This is a genomic window from Quatrionicoccus australiensis (genome assembly GCF_020510425.1).
Classification (GTDB): Bacteria; Pseudomonadota; Gammaproteobacteria; order Burkholderiales; family Rhodocyclaceae; genus Azonexus; species Azonexus australiensis_A.
The window spans coordinates 2,209,200-2,228,582 of sequence record NZ_JAHBAH010000001.1 but is presented as its reverse complement, the minus strand read 5'-3'; the positions used below and the strand labels follow the sequence as shown (position 1 = coordinate 2,228,582).

At 62.9% G+C, this 19,383-nt stretch carries 19 protein-coding genes and 2 riboswitches; of the genes, 5 read left to right on the top strand and 14 right to left on the bottom strand.

Annotation, left to right across the window (positions count from 1 at the left end):
• The 13 genes from KIG99_RS10720 to cobT all read right to left on the bottom strand — a co-directional run bounded on the left by KIG99_RS10720 (position 1) and on the right by cobT (position 13,349).
• The gene (locus tag KIG99_RS10720) at positions 1–1,116 is read right to left on the bottom strand and encodes a glycosyltransferase family 4 protein (RefSeq protein ID WP_226460161.1); all 1,116 of its coding nucleotides are present in this window, start codon (positions 1,114–1,116) and stop codon (positions 1–3) included.
• On the bottom strand, positions 1,113–2,897 hold the full coding sequence (asnB, locus tag KIG99_RS10715; RefSeq protein ID WP_264180529.1) for an asparagine synthase (glutamine-hydrolyzing): 1,785 nt from the start codon (positions 2,895–2,897) through the stop codon (positions 1,113–1,115). The genes KIG99_RS10720 and asnB overlap by 4 nt, the downstream gene beginning before the upstream one ends.
• Before the next feature lie 47 nt (positions 2,898–2,944).
• Entirely contained in the window at positions 2,945–4,087 is a 1,143-nt protein-coding gene (locus KIG99_RS10710; RefSeq protein ID WP_226460160.1) for a glycosyltransferase family 4 protein, read from the bottom strand.
• Positions 4,084–5,094 carry a glycosyltransferase family 9 protein gene (locus tag KIG99_RS10705; RefSeq protein WP_226460159.1) on the bottom strand — a complete coding sequence of 337 codons (1,011 nt, stop codon included), beginning with the start codon at positions 5,092–5,094 and terminating at the stop codon, positions 4,084–4,086. The genes KIG99_RS10710 and KIG99_RS10705 overlap by 4 nt, the downstream gene beginning before the upstream one ends.
• Positions 5,091–6,983, bottom strand: a complete 1,893-nt coding sequence (gene msbA, locus KIG99_RS10700; protein WP_226460158.1) for a lipid A export permease/ATP-binding protein MsbA — start codon at positions 6,981–6,983, stop codon at positions 5,091–5,093. The genes KIG99_RS10705 and msbA overlap by 4 nt, the downstream gene beginning before the upstream one ends.
• Positions 6,984–7,059: 76 nt before the next feature.
• Positions 7,060–8,220, bottom strand: a complete 1,161-nt coding sequence (locus KIG99_RS10695; protein WP_226460157.1) for a glycosyltransferase family 4 protein — start codon at positions 8,218–8,220, stop codon at positions 7,060–7,062.
• The gene (gene rfaQ, locus KIG99_RS10690; RefSeq protein ID WP_226460156.1) at positions 8,217–9,338 is read right to left on the bottom strand and encodes a putative lipopolysaccharide heptosyltransferase III; all 1,122 of its coding nucleotides are present in this window, start codon (positions 9,336–9,338) and stop codon (positions 8,217–8,219) included. Before rfaQ ends, KIG99_RS10695 begins: the two co-directional genes overlap by 4 nt.
• Entirely contained in the window at positions 9,325–9,837 is a 513-nt protein-coding gene (gene cobC, locus KIG99_RS10685; RefSeq protein WP_226460155.1) for an alpha-ribazole phosphatase family protein, read from the bottom strand. The genes rfaQ and cobC overlap by 14 nt, the downstream gene beginning before the upstream one ends.
• 16 nt (positions 9,838–9,853) lie before the next feature.
• Complete coding sequence (locus KIG99_RS10680) at positions 9,854–10,312, bottom strand: CopD family protein (RefSeq protein WP_226460154.1); 459 nt, start codon at positions 10,310–10,312, stop codon at positions 9,854–9,856.
• Positions 10,313–10,392: 80 nt separating this feature from the next.
• Positions 10,393–10,779: a hypothetical protein gene (locus tag KIG99_RS10675; protein ID WP_226460153.1), complete on the bottom strand. Its 387-nt coding sequence runs from the start codon at positions 10,777–10,779 to the stop codon at positions 10,393–10,395.
• 97 nt (positions 10,780–10,876) lie between these two features.
• Complete coding sequence (locus tag KIG99_RS10670) at positions 10,877–11,470, bottom strand: DUF938 domain-containing protein (protein WP_226460152.1); 594 nt, start codon at positions 11,468–11,470, stop codon at positions 10,877–10,879.
• A gap of 56 nt (positions 11,471–11,526) precedes the next feature.
• Complete coding sequence (locus tag KIG99_RS10665) at positions 11,527–12,288, bottom strand: adenosylcobinamide-GDP ribazoletransferase (RefSeq protein ID WP_226460151.1); 762 nt, start codon at positions 12,286–12,288, stop codon at positions 11,527–11,529.
• Positions 12,288–13,349 (bottom strand): nicotinate-nucleotide--dimethylbenzimidazole phosphoribosyltransferase, encoded by a 1,062-nt coding sequence (gene cobT, locus KIG99_RS10660; protein ID WP_226460150.1) that lies wholly within the window; start codon positions 13,347–13,349, stop codon positions 12,288–12,290. Before cobT ends, KIG99_RS10665 begins: the two co-directional genes overlap by 1 nt.
• Before the next feature lie 83 nt (positions 13,350–13,432).
• Positions 13,433–13,618, bottom strand: a riboswitch (cobalamin riboswitch).
• Between the two features lie 31 nt (positions 13,619–13,649).
• Here cobT and cobU point away from each other — a divergent pair.
• The 3 genes from cobU to KIG99_RS10645 are packed head-to-tail and all read left to right on the top strand — an operon-like array spanning position 13,650 to position 16,201.
• Complete coding sequence (gene cobU, locus KIG99_RS10655) at positions 13,650–14,195, top strand: bifunctional adenosylcobinamide kinase/adenosylcobinamide-phosphate guanylyltransferase (RefSeq protein ID WP_226460149.1); 546 nt, start codon at positions 13,650–13,652, stop codon at positions 14,193–14,195.
• 48 nt (positions 14,196–14,243) lie between these two features.
• Positions 14,244–14,852, top strand: a complete 609-nt coding sequence (locus KIG99_RS10650) for an ATP-binding protein (protein ID WP_226460148.1) — start codon at positions 14,244–14,246, stop codon at positions 14,850–14,852.
• The gene (locus KIG99_RS10645; protein ID WP_226460147.1) at positions 14,852–16,201 is read left to right on the top strand and encodes a response regulator; all 1,350 of its coding nucleotides are present in this window, start codon (positions 14,852–14,854) and stop codon (positions 16,199–16,201) included. The genes KIG99_RS10650 and KIG99_RS10645 overlap by 1 nt, the downstream gene beginning before the upstream one ends.
• Here KIG99_RS10645 and KIG99_RS10640 read toward each other — a convergent pair.
• The gene (locus KIG99_RS10640; protein WP_226461813.1) at positions 16,198–17,670 is read right to left on the bottom strand and encodes a cobyric acid synthase; all 1,473 of its coding nucleotides are present in this window, start codon (positions 17,668–17,670) and stop codon (positions 16,198–16,200) included. The two genes, KIG99_RS10645 and KIG99_RS10640, sit on opposite strands and share 4 nt — an antisense overlap.
• A 151-nt stretch (positions 17,671–17,821) precedes the next feature.
• Here KIG99_RS10640 and KIG99_RS10635 point away from each other — a divergent pair, with 151 nt between their 5' ends.
• Both KIG99_RS10635 and bluB read left to right on the top strand, forming a co-directional pair.
• Positions 17,822–18,271, top strand: a complete 450-nt coding sequence (locus tag KIG99_RS10635; protein WP_226460146.1) for a DUF3291 domain-containing protein — start codon at positions 17,822–17,824, stop codon at positions 18,269–18,271.
• A 107-nt stretch (positions 18,272–18,378) separates the two neighbouring features.
• A riboswitch (cobalamin riboswitch) is annotated at positions 18,379–18,564 on the top strand.
• A 44-nt stretch (positions 18,565–18,608) separates the two neighbouring features.
• Positions 18,609–19,361, top strand: coding sequence for a 5,6-dimethylbenzimidazole synthase (bluB, locus tag KIG99_RS10630; RefSeq protein ID WP_226460145.1), 753 nt, complete (start codon positions 18,609–18,611; stop codon positions 19,359–19,361).
• Positions 19,362–19,383 lie beyond the last annotated feature (22 nt).

The window sequence follows — 19,383 nt, the reverse complement described above, 5'->3', positions numbered from 1 at the left end:
TCAGGGCTTCAGTCCGGAGAGCAAACGCTGGGCAACCTTCTCCCAGGTAAATTGGGTCGCAATACGCTGGCGTGCCGCCTTGCCGAGCTTCTCCCGCAGAACGCGGTCGAGAATCAAGGGACGCAACGCTTCGGCCAGCGCCTCAGGATCGCCGGGCTGGACCAGCAGACCGCAACTGCCTTCATTGCCAACCGTTTCCGGATTACCACTGAATGCCGTGGCCACCACCGGCAGCCCACTCGCCATCGCTTCGGCGATACTGTTGCTGAATCCCTCGTCACCGATGCTGGAGAACACGCCGATATCGGCACTCGCCCACCACACGGGCAATTCTCCGTGCCCCTTGGCACCCTGCATCAGCAGCCGCCCCTCCAGGCCAAGCGCGTTTGCCTGACACAGCAATGGCTCGCGCTCCGGCCCGTCACCAATCAGGACGAAACGAACCGGCAAACCTTCCCTGACCAATATCGCCAAGGCCTGCAAGGTGACCGAAACGCCTTTCCAGCCAACCAGGCGCCCGGCAAACATGCAGGCGACTTCGCCGGCAGCAAGTCCGATACGCTCGCGCAAGGCCTCGTCGCGCCGATGCGGACCGAAAGACTCCAGATCCACACCGTTGTAGATCACGGTCGGATAACGTCCGTAACGACTCTTGATCTGCCAGGCATTGAAGTGGCTGTTGGCAAACCAGGCACTGATCCCCTTGGCCAGTTTGCGATCACCAAGAATGAAATCGGTACCGCCACTGCGAAATGCAAAACGCGTGCGGGAACCGGCCGGCATCCGGTATGGCCAGAAAAAATCGAAGGGTTTGGTAATGATTACCCAATCAAAATCTCCGGCGATGATTTCCGGCCGGACATGGCGAGCGAAGGTCCAGCGCTCCCAGAAACGACGGAAACGGCTGCCCAGGTCGAGTGCCTTTTCCCGCGGCGTGAACGGGAAGGTACGAACGGGAATGTTGCGCCCGCCCAAATCCGGCCTGATCTCGCCTTCGCCACCGAAAACCGAGACCTCATGCCCCAGATCATGCAAAGTCCTGGCAAGCTCCCAGACTGCGGTCTGGATACCACCGAAACTGACGGTCACCGTCACGTCAACAAATGCAATTTTCATTGGACCCCGAATGCCCTTAGCTGGCGAAGCGACTCGTCCAGCATCAACAATTGCAGGATGTTTTCTGCCAGATCATTGCAGCCGCTGCGATACAAACCGACAAATGCATCAATCTGCCCCGCCAGCAACTGTCCCGCGCTAGCCTCTTCGAGGCGCTGCCCGAGTCCGTCGTAACGCTCGAGCAGGTCTTTCTGCAACCACATCGAGAGCGGTGGATTGAAACCGCGTTTCTTGCCATGGAAAAGCGTTGCAGCCAGATCGGCAGGCAAGGCTGCGGCAAGCATGGCCTTGGGCGGCTCGGTAAACCGGATGGCGGGCGGCTGAGCCCTGACTGCAGCAGCAAAATGATGATCGAGCAATGGCGCACGCAGCTCAAGACCGTGTGCCATCGTGGTCAGATCTCCCTTGCGCAGGATGTACTCCGGCAAATAATTGGCCTGATCAATGGCCAGCAACTGTTCCAGCGGTGCTCTTGCGGCAGGAACAAGCGGTGTTGGCGCCGCCCAGTAGGTGACAGGCAAGTCCAGATTCGGCTGCAGAAACCGGCGCTGCCCCAGGGACATCCCGGAAAAACGCAAACTGTAGGCAGCCGCCCAGGGCATGCCGATTTCCTCGCGCAGACGTTGCCATTTGGTCGGACGGGCCTGTGCCGCAATCCGCTGTTGCGGCCAGCAAAAATCGCCGCGGGCGGCACTGCGCAAATGCTTGCGGTAGCGTTTGTAACCGGCCAGCAGTTCATCACCGCCATCGCCCCCGAGAACGACTTTTACATGCTGCGTCGTTTCCCGTGCCAGATACCAGAGCGGAATGGACGACGGGTCGGCAAACGGCTCATCCATGGCAGCAACGATGGCAGGAAAATCATCGCGAATACTGTCGGGAACAACGACCGGGTGATGCGGCAAGCCCAAGCGCTTGCTCAAGGCGGCAGCAAATGCCGTTTCATCGAATTCACTACCGGGAAATGATGCGGTGAACGCCTGGAAATGCTGCCCCTGGGCAACCAGACGATTCGCAATCACGCTTGAGTCGATACCGCCGGAAAGGAACAAGCCAACCGGCCGATCAGCAACGCAGCGCTCGCGAATTGCCGTATCCAGCGCCGCCAGCCAGTCGGTACCGACCTCCTCCTCTCCAGAAGCCGGATACCAACGGGAAACGGTAGCCGGACCACCATCAAGCGACCAGCGCAGCATGTGTCCGGCCGGCAGCCGCTGTACGCCGTCGACGACACTCAACGGCGCCGGTATATAGCGGTGCGCCAGATAGGCATCAATGCCTTTGCTGGAGAGCTTGCGCGCCGCTGGCGGCAAAGCCGGCAATATGCCGCGCAAGGTTGAGGCAAAGGCAAACGACTGACCGTTACTCCACCACAGGAGCGGCTTCTTGCCAAAACGATCCCTGACCAGGACCAGTTCCCGCCGCTGCCAGTCAACCAGGGCAAAGGCGAACATCCCGGTCAGTTTTTTCAGTAAGGACTCGACCCCCCAGGCCTGTGCTCCCCTGAGAATGTATTCGGTGTCGGAGCGGGAACGGAAAGGCTGTGTCGCCGCGAGAGAACGCGCGTCGCCCTCCCAGTCATAGACTTCGCCGTTGTAGCAAAGCCAGTAACGACCATCCTCGCTGCCCATCGGCTGATCGGCAATAGGCCGGGGATCGATGATCGACAACCGGGCGTGCAATAGGGCATGCTGGCTTGGCGTATGCGACACCGCACCGGCATCCGCAAAATAACGGACGTGGCTGGCATCCGGCCCCCGGGCAGCGAGCGCCGCGAGCATCGCCTGCGCCGTCGCAGCGGGGCTCGCCACGCTGGAGAAGAAGCCGCCTATACCGCACATGAGCTTGGCACACGGGCATGAGCCCGGAAAATGGTTTCCATGCGATCGAGCATATTGTCGATCCCGAAACGCGCCTGGGCACGCGTCCGCCCCGTCTGCCCCAATCCTTCGCGCAAGCGCTCGTCGCACATCAGACACCGCAACGCTGCGGCAATGGCCAAACTATCACGGGTAGCAACCAGCAAACCGGTAAGGTCCGGCTCCACCACCTCCGGGATCGCCCCCACCGGCGTGCTGATCACCGGCAGAGCGCTGGCCATGGCCTGCATGATCGACTGTGGTACGCCTTCGTCGCCATAGGACGGCAAGACAAAGATGTCCATCGCTTTGAACCATTGCTCCGGATCGTCACGATTGCCGACAAAACGGACCCGTTCGCTCAACGCCAGACGAGCCGCCTGCGCCTCAAGATTCTTGCGTTGCGGCCCGTCGCCGACAACCAGCAGGCTCCATTCAGGAAAATCACTGGCCAGACTGGCAAAGGCATCAAGCAGATAGGCATGCCCCTTCCAGTTTCGCAGGGTGGCGAGAATCCCCAGAACAGGCCCTGCCGGCAAACCAAGCATCGCGCGATGCGCGGCTTTCACCTGATCGGCAGGCAAAGGCGTAAACCGGGCCAGATCAATCCCGGTTGGCACCGAGGTCATCGAATCTGCACGAAAACCATTGTCGCGTTGCAACTGCTGGCGTAAGGCTTCGCCCGTCGTCACCACATGGGCAACTGCACGCTGATAGAGCCAGCGCGTCTGGGCACTCGTGTTGACTGGGGATGAAACGTGACGGGTCCGCACGATCGGCGGAGCGTCCGGCAGCAGCGTGCAGGCCAGTGCAACCAACCAGGAATCCGTGGAACTGTGCGAGTTGATCACATCGATTCCGCGGCCTTCGCGCAACAGCCACTTCAACATGGCCCACAAGGCCGGCAAGCGCTTGCGAGCAATCGGCAAGGTGACAACCGGGATACCCATGGCCGGCGCAGCCTGAGCAATACGCGACTCGGCAGGTGCCACCAGGGTCACCCGATGCCCACGCCCGATCATGCCCTTGGCCTCGGTCAGCACGCGAATTTCCTGCCCCCCCCAGCCACAGGAAGATTCGGTATGCACGATGTGAAGAAGGCGTTCGCTCATTGGAATTTTACGGACAACAATTCGTGGGCCGCAGCCCACACCTGTTCGGGAGAAATATCAGCCATATCAGCCTCGGCGGCCTGTGCCGTACCGGTCGCCGGGTGCTCGATGAAGCGGCATCGGGGATGCTGCAATGGTGCCAGATTACATCCGGGATAGGCGGCATGGTAAAGGCCAACCATCGGAACACCGAGCGCACCAGCCAGATGCGTCGGCCCCGTATCGACTCCCACATAGAGATCGACGGTGGACAGCAGAGCTGCGGTCTGCCGCAAACTCAAGTCTCCGGCAACACAGAGTACGCACGCACCGAAACGCTCGCCTAGCGCCAGCGCGGAAGGCCGGGCAATCGCGTCGCCAGTAATCACGAAAGTTGCCGCAGGGTAGGTTTCCCTGATCAATTCAATCAGCCGGACAAAGTGACGAATCGGCCAATCGCGATGCGCCTTGGTCGGAAAACTGTGCAGTTGCAGAGCCACCAGAGGTGACGGATATGCGGCCCGCCAGGCAGCGGCCCAGGCTCGCTCCTCTGCCGTGAGCTGATACACCAGCCGATGATCCTGCGTCACAGCCCCAACCGACTCGACCAGGGACAAACGCGCCAGCACGGCAGGAATCGCAGGCGGCTGGATCACCAGTTGCAAACGGGAATGCCGGATTGGCGAGCGACCGGCAAAGGCAATCACTTTTTTCGCCAAGCCGAGGCCGATACGAATCAGTTTGGCGTCATCTGCAAAAACGAAGGCCAGATCGTAACGACTCCCCGGCAAGCAGCGCGCCAACAACCCAGTATGCCAACTCAGACTCAGAACTTCATCGACAAAAGGCAGGTTTTCCAGGACATCCCGCCTTTTCGCATGTGCCAGAACAGTGATCCGGGCATCGGGCCAACGCTCGCTGATCGCCCGAAGCGCCGGGGTGCACAGCAGGGAGTCACCGATGCGGGTAACAATGATCGCCAGGATGTGCCGCGGATCATCCGACACGGCTAGGTGGCCCGTATTCAAAATTGCTTCTGCTCGGCAAGGTGCACGCGGTGCAAGCGGGCATAAAACCCTTCCAGGGCCAGCAGTTCGGCATGCGTACCTTCCTCGATCTTCCTGCCCTTGGCGAGCACCACAATCCGGTCGGCCCGCTCGATCGTCGACAGTCGGTGCGCGATGATCAAGGTCGTGCGATTTTTCATCAGGCGCTCCAGCGCCTCCTGGACCAAGCGCTCGGATTCGTTATCGAGCGCGGAGGTTGCCTCGTCGAGAATCAGAATCGGAGCATCCTTGAGAATGGCCCGGGCAATGGCCAGGCGTTGACGCTGACCGCCGGACAGGCGGTTGCCGTTTTCGCCGATGGGGGTATCGAAACCATCGGGCAAGGCGCGGATGAACTCAAGGGCATTGGCCGCCGCAGCCGCAGCCTCAATCGACTCCTGTGTCGCCTTGGCGGTCGTGCCATAAGCAATGTTGGCGGCTACCGAATCATTGAACAGCAACGTCTCTTGCGAAACGATGGCGAACTGGTGACGCAGGCTGACTCGCGTCAGTTGGTTTGTATCGATGCCATCGATCAATATCCGCCCCTGACTGGGCGAATGGAACAAAGGCAGCAAACTGGCCAGGGTCGTCTTGCCACTACCGGAGGCACCAACCAGCGCCACGGTTTGCCCCGGCGCAATCGACAGGTCGAACGCGGACAATGCCTCCGACTCGGCACCGGGATAGCTGAACGATACCGACTGGACATCAATCCTGCCCTGGGCACGGCCCAGCACCTGCGTTCCCGGATCATCCTCAAGCGGCGTATCAAGCAGGTGGAACACGCTCTCGGCAGCCGCCAAACCCCGTTGCAACGGAAGTGCCACACCGGAAAGCGCCTTCATCGGAGCGAGCAGCATCAGCATGCCGGTAATGAAGGAAACGAAGCTGCCTACCGTCGTCCCGCCTTGCGACGACTGCAACAGTGCCATGTAAATCACAACGGCAACCGCAATCGAAACAAAGAAATGGACCAAGGGCGTTCCTGCTGCTGCTGCGATCGCACTGCGCATGGCATAACCGCCCATCATCCCGTTGACCCGGCTGAAACGCTTTATTTCCTGCGCCTCTCCGCCAAAAATCTTGAGCACCTTCTGGCACAGGATGACCTCCTGCAAGGTCTGGGTCATCAATGCCACGCCACTCTGTGACGAGCGGGTCAAGACCCGCAGCCGCTTGCCGATCACCTTGGTCACAAACGCAATGAACGGGGTCACCGTCAGGGTAACCACGGTTAGTTGCCAGTTCAGATACAGCAGCCACGCCATCAAGCCGAGCATGGCCAACGATTCGCGAATCAGCGTCACACCAACCGTGGTTGCCGCGGCTGCAATGCTGTTTACGTCACTGGTAATCCGGGTAATCGTTCTCGCCGAAGGGTTTTGCTCAAAAAAAGCCATCGGCAGACGAGTCAGATGATTGAACATCTCCTGCCGGATATCGTTGATCAGGCGCGTTTGTACCCAGGACATGGCATAGCCGGCACAGAAGGTGACCACCCCGCGCAAGGTCATGACCGCGACGATGACCAACGGAATGGCCCAATACGAATAGGTCAGCAAACTGTCACCAAACTCGCCGGTTCCCTTGGCGGCAAAGCCATTGTCGAGCAGTGGCTTCATCAAGGCCGGCAGAAAGGGCTCCATCGCAGCGGCAATCGCGCTCATGGCCAGACCGAGCAGCAACATCTTCCAGTAGGGACGCACGTAGCGCAGCAGACGCAGATACAACTCGCGGCTATTTTCTGTGGAGACAACAGGATTTTTCATATTTGACCAGGCCACGCAGTTCGGTTTTTTGGCTCGATGAAGAGCGCAGGGTTGTCGAATCTGATGGAACGGCAGGCTCTGCCGAATTTCACCCCGCAAGCGAGGCCAAATTGCCCCGGGTCAGCGGCGAACGCCATGCCGGAGTGATTCAGAACGAAGCAACGAAAAGGCCGCATTATAACCGCCCGGCCCGCTCGCCACCGAGCTGATGGTAGAGGGCGAGCAGACGTCCAGTCATGGCCGGCAAGGTCAGCGGCTCGGCTGCGGCGCGAGCTGCCTGACGCGCCTCGGGATTTCCCGCCAGGCCGGCCAGATCGTCAAGACGCCTGGCCAGTTCGGGCACTGCCAGCGCATCGACAACCCAGCCATTTTCGCCGGAGCTCACCCAGTCGCTCGCACCACAGGTCGTCGACGTCACGATAGGCAAACCGCAGGCCAGGGCCTCGAGTGCAGCATTCGGGCAGGGATCGTACAGCGTCGGCAGGACGAAGCCATCCGCCGCGCCATACCACGGTCGCACATCCATGAGCGGCCCGGTAAAGTGTGCCCGGCTGGCCAGACCAAGCCGGCCGGCCAGCGATCGCATGGCCTTGAGCCGGCGATCGGCGCCGACGATCACCAGATGTGCATCCTGGCACTGCATTTGCGCAAATGCCTGCAGCAACCGGGGAACGCCCTTGCGCTCGAAACCGCTGCCGACATAAAGCAAAAGAGGCGCATCGGCTGGAATTCCTGCCTCACGGCGCACGCTGTCACGGAACTCGGCGGCGAGGCCGGGATGAAAAACTGCCGTATCGACACCGTTGTAGATGATATGCAGTTTGCAACGGTCGACGCCATAAAAACGGGCAATTTCATCAGCAACCATTGTCGAATTGCAGATGACCGCCTGCAACGCGGGGTGCGCGAACATTTCCCGCTCGGCCGTCAGCACGTAGCGGTGGTATCCGGAAAGGCGCTGCGCAAGACGCCCCAGCCAGCCCAGAGCCCTGGAGCGGTGAGCCAGCCAGGCCGCATGCACACCATCACCGGCGCGAAATATCATGCAGCCGGGGATCCGTTCATGTGACTGGGTAATGTCATAGCCGCCTTGCTGCATGGCGAACCGGGCCGCCTGGGCAAAGCTGCGATCACGCGCCACGCGCCCGCCGAACAGGCGGGAATAAGACGGGTCACAACTCACCTGATGAAAGCCTGACTGGACAGCACCAGCCCAACTCCGGGTAATCAGACTGACCTCCGCCCCCTCGGCGGCCAGGGCCCCGAGAGCACGCTCAACAAAACGTTCGGCACCACCGAACGGGTTGTAGCGCTGACGAATGATCGCGATTTTCACTGCGCAAGCAATTCGTGAGCAGCGGCCAACACCTCGGCCACCGTCAAGGAACTCAGACAGTCGCTGACCTTGCCGCCACCACAACCGTCGATACCGCATGGCCGGCACGCATGCCGGGTGCTGCTCACCACGCGCGCGGGCACGCCCCACGGCCCCCACTGCTTGTCACCGGACGGCCCGAACAATGCCAGCGTCGGGGTTCCGACCGCCGCTGCAATGTGCATCGGTGCCGAATCGACGCCGATGAACAGCCTGGCCTGCCGGGTCAAAGCCGCCAGTTCCTTCAATGACAACTCACCGGACAAACTGAAAGCTGGTCTGGGCAAACGCGCCTGGATCGCCTCCAGCATCGCTTTTTCTTCGGGTGAGGGCGCAGCAGTCAGCACCACGACATGGCCCTCGTTCTGCAAGGCCTCAATCAGCGACGCCATCCGTGCCACCGGCCAGCACTTGAAAAACCAGCGCGATGCCGGATGAACGTGAATGAAATGCTGCCCCTGCAAGCCAAACTTTTCCAGAAGGGCAGCCACACGCTGATCGGCAAGCCCCCCCGGAATCAGCAGCATGCGCCGCTCATCTGGCCCAGGCTGGATACCGATCCGGCGCAAGGCATCGAGATTTGCCTCGACCATATGCCGCAGGGCATTTTTGGGGCTGGCCTGCAAATGCGTAAAACTCGCCTGCCAGCGCCGATTGCGTCCGGCAATCGCCGGTCCGACCGACCAGCGCGGCTTGAGCAAGCGGCACAACCAGGCGCCACGCCAGTGCTCGGTAAGATGAATGACCAGATCGTAACCGCGCGCCTGCAAACTGTTGAAAAGCGCTACTTCGGCGCGGAGCTGGCCGATCACACCCAGGCGTTTCCAATGGCGGCCGACCACATGCACCTGCGAAATGGCCGGATGCAAGGTCAGCATTTCAGCGGTGTCGGCATACACCAAAGCATCAATCTCGGCCTGCGGAGCATGCGCCTTGAGCGCCGAAAAAACCGGGGAGCTGACCAGCACATCACCATGGTGGCGGAGCTTGATGATCAGGGCGCGTTTGATTTCACCCGGAGGCACCGCGTCGCGCAAGGGATTGAAGGTATCCATCGCCGGCATTTTACCGTGGGACAATAATATCCGTACGCGAGCCGTAGTCGAATTTCAGGTTTAGCCAATCCGCAGGTGCCAGTTGCCGGAAATGCGCCAGCAAAACGCGGATCACCCCGGCATGGGTAACAATCACCGCCTCCGGCTCGCGCAAGTCGGCCACGAAGGCCAGCGCCCTTTGCTGCAACTGGCGCGGCGACTCGCCGCCGGGCGGTGCGTAACCGGCGACATCGGCGGCCCAGGCATCGAGTTCGGCACGCGGGATCGCATCCCAGGCCAGGCCTTCCCAGTCACCGAAATCCATCTCTGCCAGGCGCTCGTCGAGTTGCGGCTGTGGATGCAGCAACTCGGCCAGCTCGCGGCAACGGCGCAGCGGGCTGCTCCAGACAGGCAGGCCGGCCGGCAGTTCAGCCCGCAAACGGGTGGCGACCGCGGCGGCATTTTCGGCCGCCAGATCGAGTCGACCGTAACAGATGCCGGGTTCGACCACCGGTTGGGGATGGCGGATCAGATGCAGGATCATTGCGTAGCAAGCGCGCTCATGGAACCAAGTAAGCACCCAGCGTTGCTACCGCCAGGGTCAATCCGCCGAGCAGCAGGTTGGTCGCCACCAGCAGGCGGATCCGGTTCATTGCCGCCCCTGCCGCCGGCCAGTCGGCCTCCGCCACGCCGGCCCGCAGGCGCGGATAAAGGCGAAAATAAATCACGGCAAAAATCCCGGCCATCAACAAGCCGAGACCCGACATCGCATGCCAGTGCAGCGGCGCCAGGGCAAAACCGGTCAATTTGAGGCTGGCGAAGCCCGAAGCCAGAATGACGGCGACCGCCAGCGCCACGGCCACGAAAAACCGCCCGAGCACCGCCGACAGCAGCGGCAGACGCTGGGCCGGCGGCAATTGCTCGGCAGCGACCGGACGCAGACAGAAATGTGCGAAGAACATGCCGCCCACCCAGATGATGACGCCGGCGAGATGCAGAAAGAGCAGGAAGGAACGCATGGGGGAAACCTCGGAACAGGACGGACCTATCTTACCGGGTTAAAGCACACCGGAAGGCGCCGAAAGGCCCCCGTTCCGCCTCAGGCTGCGCCAGACCAGGCGAGCAGTTGCGCGAAGCGATCGTCCGTATCGTCGACCAGCAGCGGTGCGGCATAACCGTCGGCATCGGCGATGCCCAGGCAGAAGGCGGCGGCTTCGGCTGGCGTGGCGAACGCCTGTTCGGCGACCCGAAGCAAGCCTTCGATCTCGGGGTCTTCCGAGCGATGGCTGTGGATGACCTTGCTGCCCACCACCTTGATCTCTTCGAGCCGGTCATATTGATCGTCGATGGCGTCGATCCCGTCTTCGTATGCCTGCGCCTCGACCGCACTGGCAAACTCGCGCACGAAAACATTCTCCGGGCGGCGCCCCTGGCGGAAATCGATGATGTCGTACTGGGTAGGCAGAACACAAACACGGATGCTCATCGCGTCTCTCTGGTCAGGCCCGGCGTCGGCATGATCGCCCGGCAAGGATTGCTTGAGCGGCGGATCGTGCCGTAATTCGCATGGCATAGCAAGCCGGTCATGACAACGCTTGCCAGACCAGACAACGATTGTTCGACGGCATGGCCCGGTCCTCGACCAGTTCCAGCCCCGCTGCCTGCGCCAGTGCATGCACTCGCTCAAAATCCCGAATGCCCTGATGCGGCGCCTTTTCCTTGAGCCAAGAGTCAAAAGCCGCGTTGCTGTCGCTGGTGAATTGGCCGCCATAATTGAAGGGACCATAGATGACCAGTCTGGCATTGGCGGCAAGCACATCGGGCAGCCTGGCGAACAGGCACTCGACGGCTGACCAGGGCATGATATGCAGAGTGTTGGCGGAGAACACCGCATCGTGCCGCTGTTCCGGCCAGGCCGCCGTGACATCGAGTTCGAGCGGCAAGGAGGTATTGGGCAACGCCGCTTCCTGCAGCCAGGCAGTGATGCCGGGCAGGTTTTCAGCACGGTCGGAAGTTTGCCAGCGTAGATGTGGCAGATGTTCGGCAAAGAAGATCGCGTGCTGACCGGTGCCGCTGCCGATTTCCAGCACATGGCGGCGGTCGGCGAAATGCTCGCGCAACACCTCGAGGATGGGTTCGCGGTTCTTCTCGCAGGAAGGGGCGGTCGGCTTTTCCATGATGATCCTGGATCAATGAAGCGCCATGATCGGCCAAGCCGGCGCAGGCAGCAAATTTACCCGGGCAACTGGGCAAGCAAGCCGAGGTAGAAAGCGATTTCGGCAACTTGCTGCGTCGCGCCCAGGCAATCGCCGGTATAGCCGCCCAGCCAGCGCTTGAACTTGGCAGCCAGCCAGACGGTGACCAGTACCGCCAGCCCACAGCCGACCACGGCTTTCGCAATCGGCAAGCAGGCCAGCGCCGCCAGCGCAAAAAGCAGTGAAAACAGCAGTTGACCGATGGACAGTCGCGTCGCCAGCGGTTTGGCCTTGGACTGCAGGTCTTCGCGCACGTAATCCATACTCGCCAGCAGCACGACGGCGCAGAAGCGCGACAGGGCATGCCCGGCAAGCAGCGCCCACGGCACCAGCGCGCTGTCGAGTGCCGCGAGCAGCGTGAATTTGCCGAGCAGGGCCAGCACCGTGGCAACCACGCCGTAACTGCCGACTCGCGAGTCCTTCATGATCTCCAGGATGCGCGCCTTGTCCCAGCCGCCGCCCAGACCGTCCACGGTATCGGCCAGGCCGTCCTCGTGGAAAGCGCCGGTGGCATAGAGCGTTGCCGCCATCGACAGCAGCACGGCGACCGGCTGCGGCCAGAATTGCAGCGCGCCAAGATAGACCAGCGCGCCGATCCCGGCGATCACCAGGCCGACCGCCGGGAACCAGCGCGCCGAGCGGTTCAGCGCCTCGGCCGAATGCCCCACCCAGCCGGGCACCGGCAGCCGCGTGAAAAAGCGGATGGCGCCGAAGAAATATTCCAGCTCACGGCGCAGCATCAGTCCTTGTCCGCGCTCTTGTCAGAAACGCCGGCCGATTCGAAGCTGGCCATTTCGTTCAGGAAATTGACTGCGGCCAGCACCAGCGGATAGGCCAGCGCGGCACCAGTGCCTTCGCCCAGACGCAGGCCGAGGTCGAGCAGCGGCTCGGCGCCCAGCGCCTGCAGTTGCGCCGCGTGGCCCGGTTCGGCCGAACGGTGGCAGAAGATGCAGTAGTCGGCGACGGCCGGCACCAGACGAATGGCGGTCAGCGCCGCCGCGCCGACGATGAAGCCGTCGATCAGCATGGTCATCTTCGCTTCCGCCGCGCCGAGCATGGCGCCGACCATCATGGCGATCTCGAAGCCGCCGAATTCGGCCAGCACGCGCGCCGGATCGTTGTCGCCACCGGCGGCGCGATAACGCTGCAAAGCCTGTTCGAGCAGGCCCTGCTTGCGCGCCAGGCCGGCATCGTCGAGGCCGGTACCGCGCCCGACGCAATCGGCCAGCGTGGCGCCGGTCAGGCAATGCGTGATCAGCGAGGCGGCCGCGGTGTTGCCGATGCCCATTTCGCCGAAGCCGACCAGGTTGCAACCGTTCAGCGACAGGTTGCGGCAGAACTCGCCGCCGCGTTCGATCGCCGTGGCGCACTGTGCGGCGCTCATCGCCGGTTCTTCGAGGTAATTGGCGGTGCCGGGCGCCACCTTGGCGTTGATCAGGCCGGAGCGCTTGCCGAAGTCATGCGCGACGCCGGCGTCGATGATCGCCAGATGCAGGTCGTTCTGACGCGCGAAGGCATTGATCGCGGCGCCGCCGGCGAGGAAATTCTCGACCATCTGCCAGGTCACGTCCTGCGGGTAGGCCGAGACACCGGCCCGGGCCGCGCCGTGGTCGCCGGCAAAGACCAGCATGTAGGGCTGGCCGAATTCCGGGTCGAGGCGCTGCTGGATCAGGCCGACCTTTTTGGCCACCGTTTCGAGTTGACCGAGCGCGCCGCGCGGCTTGGTCTTCTGGTCGATCTTGTGCTGCAGCGCGGCGGCCAGCCCCTGATCCGGGGCGACGATGTTGAATTTTGAATGCATCCGATTCTTCCTGTTCAAAAAAACAAAAAGGGCCTCGCCGCCACGCTCTTGCGAACGCAGCGACGAAACCCTGTCCACAGGTTTCCGGCCCGAACAATCCGATACGTCTTCTGGCTTCCGGATCGGCCGAATACCGCGCCTTCCCGCCGGGTCTGTTTCCCCATGCAGTGGCATCGTGCGGCAGTCGTCCCCGGTTACAGCGGCGGGCCCGCCCCGGATTCACACCGGGTTCCGTTTCATCGGATCGGGACGGATTATCCGGCTTGCCGGGACGCCGTGCAATCACCTAAAGTGCCGGGCATGAAAGAACTGATCCTTGGCGGCGCCCGTTCGGGCAAGAGTTTGCTGGCCGAAAAGCGGGCGGCGGAATCCGGACTGCGCGTCGTTTACCTGGCGACGGCGGAAGCGCGCGATGGCGAGATGAGCCGGCGCATCGCGCATCATCGCGAGCGCCGGCCGGTCGACTGGGGCTGCGCCGAAGAAACCCTGCAGCTGGCCGCCAAATTGCGTGAGCTGGCAGCACCGGACACCTGCATCCTGGTCGATTGCCTGACCCTGTGGCTGTCCAACCTGCTCTTTGCCGGAAAGGCCGCAAGCCAGGCCGAGGCCGGCATCGCCATCGACTGCCCGCTGTTCGCCGGCGAGACCGGCGCCCTGCTCGACCTGCTGCCGCAATTGCCCGGCCGCATCATTCTCGTTTCCAACGAAGTCGGCTGGGGCATCGTGCCCATGCACCCGGTGTCGCGCCTCTTTGCCGACGAGCAGGGCCGCCTCAACCAGCGCGTCGCGGCAGCCTGCGATCAGGTCACGCTGGTCGCCGCAGGACTGCCCTTGCGCCTCAAGTAGGGCTATGCTGTCGCCCGACAGGGACCCAGATCCCGGGGGAGAGACAACGTGCAGCACCTGCTTGATACGCTCGCTTCGGGCATCCACGACGCAAAAAACCAGCTGTTCATCGCCGAATCGCTGATCGCCGCCAGCGAAGCGAAACATGGCCTCGATCTCGGCGAAGCCCGCTACGCCATCGAAGCGGCAGCCGGCCGGCTCAGCCGCACGCTCGCCGCCTACCGCCTGATGCGGCGCGGCGCCCAACTCGCCATCGTGCCCTGCATCGTCGACGACCTGTGCCGCGAAGTGGCGCTCGCCCAGAAGCAGCACCTGGCGCTGACCGGCATAACGCTCGACATCGACTGCCAGGTCATCGACGAATGGCCGCTCGACCGCGACCTGATCACCGACATGCTCAACAACGCCGTGCAGAATGCCGGTCGCTTTGCACGCAGTCGCGTCGTGCTGAGCGCCTTGGCCACGACCGACGGCCTCTGCCTGCGCGTCGAGGACGACGGCCCCGGTTTTGCCGAGCTGCCGCCGCGACGCGGCACCGGCCTGCTCCTCGCCGAACGCCTGGCCGAACTGCACGAGCGGAATGAAAGAAAGGGCAGGCTGCACCTGGGCAACGACGGCGCACTGGGCGGCGCCCGTTTCGAACTGAGCCTGCCGTAATGGCCGACTACAGGAAAAAGCGTTTCCTCGTCATCGACGACCAGCCGCTCGCCCGCGATGCGCTGCGCAGCGTCGCCCAGACATTGGGCGCCTTTGCCGTCGAGTTCTCGACCAATTATCAGGATGCGATCTACCGCATCCGCCAGAACGTGCCCGATATCATCCTCTGCGATTACGTGCTGGGCGAAGGGCGCTCCGGCCAGCAACTGCTTGAGGAACTGCGCCGTTTCAACCTGCTGCCCGACGAAACCATCTTCATGATGGTGACCGGCGAGCAGTCCTACGAGCAGGTCGTCGCCGCCGTCGAACTGGTACCGGACGACTACATCATCAAGCCCTTCTCGCCCGACAAGCTGCTGCTGCGCCTCGACCGGATCATGGAGAAGAAGAATTTCTTCGCCGACTACTACCGCGAAAAGCGCCGCCAGGAATACGCCCAGGCACTCGCCATCCTGCAGGCCTGCCGGACGAGCGAGGCGGGCCGCCCCTATCGCTACGAAATCCTGCGCCAGCAGGCCGAGGTGGAAATGGCGAGCGGCCTGGTTGAACAGGCCGAGGCAACCTACCGCGGCATCCTGGAAAAATTCAATTTCCCCTGGGCACGGGCCGGCGTCGCCCGTTCGCTGCAACAGCAAAACCGGCTCAGCGAAGCGCGCCAGGAAATCGATCAGGTCGTCGCCGGCACGCCGCATTATTTCGATGCCGCCGACGTCAAGGCCAGCATCTGCATGGCCCAGGGCGAGCATGCGGAAGCCCAGAAAGTGCTCGACACGGCCAGCCAGAAGACGCCGCGCAATTACCTGCGCAAGCGCCTGCTCGCCGAAGCAGCCAATCTCAACGGCGATACTGCCACCGCCAGTGCGGCGCTGAGCGACGTGCTGGCCAACGACAGCATGCCCGGCGCGGTGACGCCAGCTGACCGTCTTGCCCTGGCGCGCACGCATGTCGCCGCCAACGAGTTGATCGGCGCCGAAAAGGTGCTGCTCAGCCTGCGCGAATCAGAGGTCCAGAACATGGCGCTGTCCGAGCAGGCGAGCTATGTCGCCCTGCTGGCGCTCAGTCTGCCCGGCAAGGGCAAGCCGCGTTTCAGCGGCCTGCGCCCGGCGCTGCTGGTCGGCGAACTGGATACCGCGGCGCGCATCGACGTCATGCGCACGGCGCTGGACCTGGCCGACAACGACCTCGCCGACCACCAGTGCGAACAGCTGATGGCCGGCAACGAAGCCAAGAAACTGTTTGGCACGCTGCGCGGGCTGTATTCACGCCACGGCCGGGAAATGGATTTCCGCGACATCCAGCGTCAGGTGGCGCTCAAGCGCATCCACCACGAAACGCCGGCGGCCGGCTAGGCGCCGGTAGCGGGCAGCAGCGCGCCGAGCTTTTCCCAGTCGAGCGCCGCCTCGACCGAGTCGGCGAGGCGATCGAGATCGGCCTCGCGGCGCGCCGCGAAATCGACCTGTTCGCTTTCGACCATGCCGGCCCAGGCGAGCAAGGCGGTCAACGCCTCGGGATGATCGAAAACGCCATGGCAATAGGTGGCGAAAATCTGGCCATCGGCCGAAACCGCACCATCCTGGCGGCCGTCATCGAGCTCGACCGCCGCCGCGGCCAGCCCGGCGCCGGCCGTGACGCCGAGATGGATTTCGTAGCCGGTCATCGCCGGGCGGCCCGGCAAGCACAAATTACCGCTCACGTTGCGCAGCTGCTTTTCGGCGGCCAGCGTCGTTTCGACAGCAAGCACGCCCAGTCCCGGCGTGCTGCCGGCCTGCCCTTCCAGGCCCTGCGGGTCGTGCAGCTGGCGACCGAGCATCTGGTAGCCGCCACAGAGGCCGATCACCTTGCCGCCGTAGCGCAGATGTCTGGCGATCGCCTGGTCCCAGCCCTGGGCGCGCAGCCAGTCGAGGTCGGCGCGCACGGCTTTGGAGCCGGGCAGAACGATCAGGTCGGCGGCCGGCGGCGTTTCACCCGGCCCGACCCAGCGGAAATCGACTTCCGGATGCAGGCGCAGCGGATCGAGGTCGTTGTGATTCGAGACGCGCGGGTAAGCAGGCGCCACCACCTTCAATTTGGCCGTTTTCTTGCCGTCGACCGAAGCGGTTGCAATCGCGTCCTCGGCATCGAGCATCAGGCCGTGCAGGTAAGGCAGCACGCCGAGCACTGGCTTGCCGGTGCGCTCTTCCAGCCAGTCGAGACCGGGTTCGAGCAGACTGATGTCGCCGCGGAAGCGGTTGATGACGAAGCCCTTGACGCGGTTCTGCTCGGACGGCGAAAGCAGTTCCAGCGTGCCGACCAGATGCGCGAAGACACCGCCGCGGTCGATGTCGGCAACGATGATCACCGGGCAATCCACCGCCTCGGCGAAACCCATGTTGGCGATGTCGCGCGCCCGCAGGTTGATCTCGGCCGGCGAGCCGGCGCCCTCGACGACGACGCATTCGTACTGCGCGGTCAACCGCGCCCAGGAGGCCAAAACCGCCGCCATCGCGCGCGGCTTGTACTCGTGGTAATCGCGGGCGTTCAGATCAAGGGCAACCTGGCCGTGGATGATGACCTGCGCCTTCTTGTCGGTGGTCGGCTTCAGCAGCACCGGGTTGAAATCGGTATGCGGCGGCAGGCCGCAAGCCAGCGCCTGCAGCGCCTGCGCCCGGCCGATCTCGCCGCCATCGACGGTCACGGCAGAATTGAGCGCCATGTTCTGCGGCTTGAACGGCGCGACACGCACGCCACGCCGCTTCAGGATGCGGCAAAGGGCAGCAACCAGCGTCGATTTGCCGGCATCGGAAGTGGTGCCTTGCACCATCAGGGAGAAACAGGGCATGTGGAAGCGTCGTAACCAGGAAACGGCGCGAGGATAAACCGCTTTGCCGCCCCGCCCAAGGAAAATGCCGCCGGCAACCCACAAGGCATGCAGCGCAAGCCCCGTACCGGCGCATACAATATCCCGCATCGCCACGCCCGCCACCCGCCTCATGCCTGCCTACCACCTCGCCCAAGTCAATGTCGCCCGCGCCAAGGCCGAGATGGACACGGACGTCATGCGCGGTTTCATGGACCAGCTCGACGCCATGAACCAGCTCGCCGACAACGCCGACGGCTTCATCTGGCGCATGCTCGGCAGCGGCTGCGACTACACCTCGATCCGCCCCTACACCGACCCGCTGGTGATCATGAACGTCAGCCTGTGGCGGGATGTCGACTCGCTGAAAAACTATGTCTACAAGACCGTCCACATGGACACCATCCGTGCCCGCCACGCCTGGTTCGACAAGATGAACGAAATCCAGCTCGCACTGTGGTGGGTCCCCGCCGGCCACTTGCCGACGGCGCAGGAAGCGAAGGAAAAGCTGGAGCTGGTGCGGCGGTTTGGGGCGACGCAGGAGGCGTTTACGTTTGCCCAGGTTTTTCCGGCGCCGGGCTAACGCAAAAACCCTTCAAGCCCCCGGGCGGTTAAGTTAGCCAAATCAGGCTGATGATGATTGATTCAACGCCAATTCCATCGCCCTCCCCCGCCCCCTCCTGATATCCTCTCGCCTTCGTATCTCCGGGTGTCGTTCGGCCTTGCCGAACGGAGAATCGGGAAGGCGGTGTAACTCCGCCACGTGCCCAACGCTGTAAGGAGGATGGGCGATGCACAGGCCACTGGGGTAACCCGGGAAGGCGCATTGTTCGTGTGAATCCGAGTCAGAAGACCGGCCGGGAGATGATTGTATTGGCCAGCCCTGGTCGGGCGGTGCCGTTTTTCCAGAAGGGGAATCCATGGAAAACCCGTCCTTGCCGCAGGCGCCCGCTTTTTCGGACGCCGAGCGGGCGGCCGTCTATCACGCCATTTTCAGCCGCCGCGATGTGCGCGGCCAGTTCTTGCCGACGCCGGTGCCCGATGACATCCTGAGCCGCATCCTGATGGCGGCGCATCACGCGCCATCGGTCGGTTTCATGCAGCCGTGGAATTTCCTGCTGGTCCGTTCGGATGACGTGAAGCAGCGCGTGCATGACGTCTTCCGCCAGGCCAACGACGAGGCGGCGCGGATGTTTCCGGACGAGAAGCGCGAGATCTACAGCAAGCTGAAACTGCAAGGCATCCTCGAGTCGCCGCTCAATCTGTGCATCACCTGCGACCGCACGCGTTCCGGCCCGGTCGTGCTCGGCCGCACGCACATGCCGACCATGGATCTCTACAGCAGCGTATGCGCCGTACAGAACCTCTGGCTGACTGCCCGCGCCGAAGGGCTGGGCGTCGGCTGGGTCAGCATCTTTCACGAAAAGGCCTTGCAGCAGGCGCTCGGCATCCCCGAACACATCGTGCCGATTGCCTATCTGTGCATCGGTTACGTCAGCCATTTCAATGAACGGCCGGAGCTGGAAAAGGCCGGCTGGCTGCCGCGCCTGCCGATCGAGGAACTGGTCTTCCACGAGCAGTGGGGCAGCAAAAATGCCGCCGAGGACGGGTTGACCGTACGCCTGCGCGAAATGCAGGCGGCGATCCAGCAAGACGGCATTTTCCCGCAGTGAATCCGCTGTTCGCGTCCTTCGC

Bases quoted from the DNA above. Each gene is read 5' to 3' on its own strand.
- KIG99_RS10665 (WP_226460151.1), bottom strand. From the start codon at position 12,288: ATGCTGCGCCGTGAGCTGGAATATTTCTTCGGCGCCATCCGCTTTTTC.
- KIG99_RS10640 (WP_226461813.1), bottom strand. From the start codon at position 17,670: ATGCCCTGTTTCTCCCTGATGGTGCAAGGCACCACTTCCGATGCCGGC.
- cobT (WP_226460150.1), bottom strand. From the start codon at position 13,349: ATGCATTCAAAATTCAACATCGTCGCCCCGGATCAGGGGCTGGCCGCC.
- KIG99_RS10680 (WP_226460154.1), bottom strand. From the start codon at position 10,312: ATGCGTTCCTTCCTGCTCTTTCTGCATCTCGCCGGCGTCATCATCTGG.
- asnB (WP_264180529.1), bottom strand. From the start codon at position 2,897: ATGCTCGCGGCGCTCGCTGCCCGGGGGCCGGATGCCAGCCACGTCCGT.
- cobC (WP_226460155.1), bottom strand. From the start codon at position 9,837: ATGATCCTGCATCTGATCCGCCATCCCCAACCGGTGGTCGAACCCGGC.
- KIG99_RS10635 (WP_226460146.1), top strand. From the start codon at position 17,822: ATGCCTGCCTACCACCTCGCCCAAGTCAATGTCGCCCGCGCCAAGGCC.
- KIG99_RS10645 (WP_226460147.1), top strand. From the start codon at position 14,852: ATGGCCGACTACAGGAAAAAGCGTTTCCTCGTCATCGACGACCAGCCG.
- KIG99_RS10670 (WP_226460152.1), bottom strand. From the start codon at position 11,470: ATGGAAAAGCCGACCGCCCCTTCCTGCGAGAAGAACCGCGAACCCATC.
- KIG99_RS10675 (WP_226460153.1), bottom strand. From the start codon at position 10,779: ATGAGCATCCGTGTTTGTGTTCTGCCTACCCAGTACGACATCATCGAT.
- bluB (WP_226460145.1), top strand. From the start codon at position 18,609: ATGGAAAACCCGTCCTTGCCGCAGGCGCCCGCTTTTTCGGACGCCGAG.
- cobU (WP_226460149.1), top strand. From the start codon at position 13,650: ATGAAAGAACTGATCCTTGGCGGCGCCCGTTCGGGCAAGAGTTTGCTG.
- KIG99_RS10720 (WP_226460161.1), bottom strand. From the start codon at position 1,116: ATGAAAATTGCATTTGTTGACGTGACGGTGACCGTCAGTTTCGGTGGT.
- KIG99_RS10710 (WP_226460160.1), bottom strand. From the start codon at position 4,087: ATGAGCGAACGCCTTCTTCACATCGTGCATACCGAATCTTCCTGTGGC.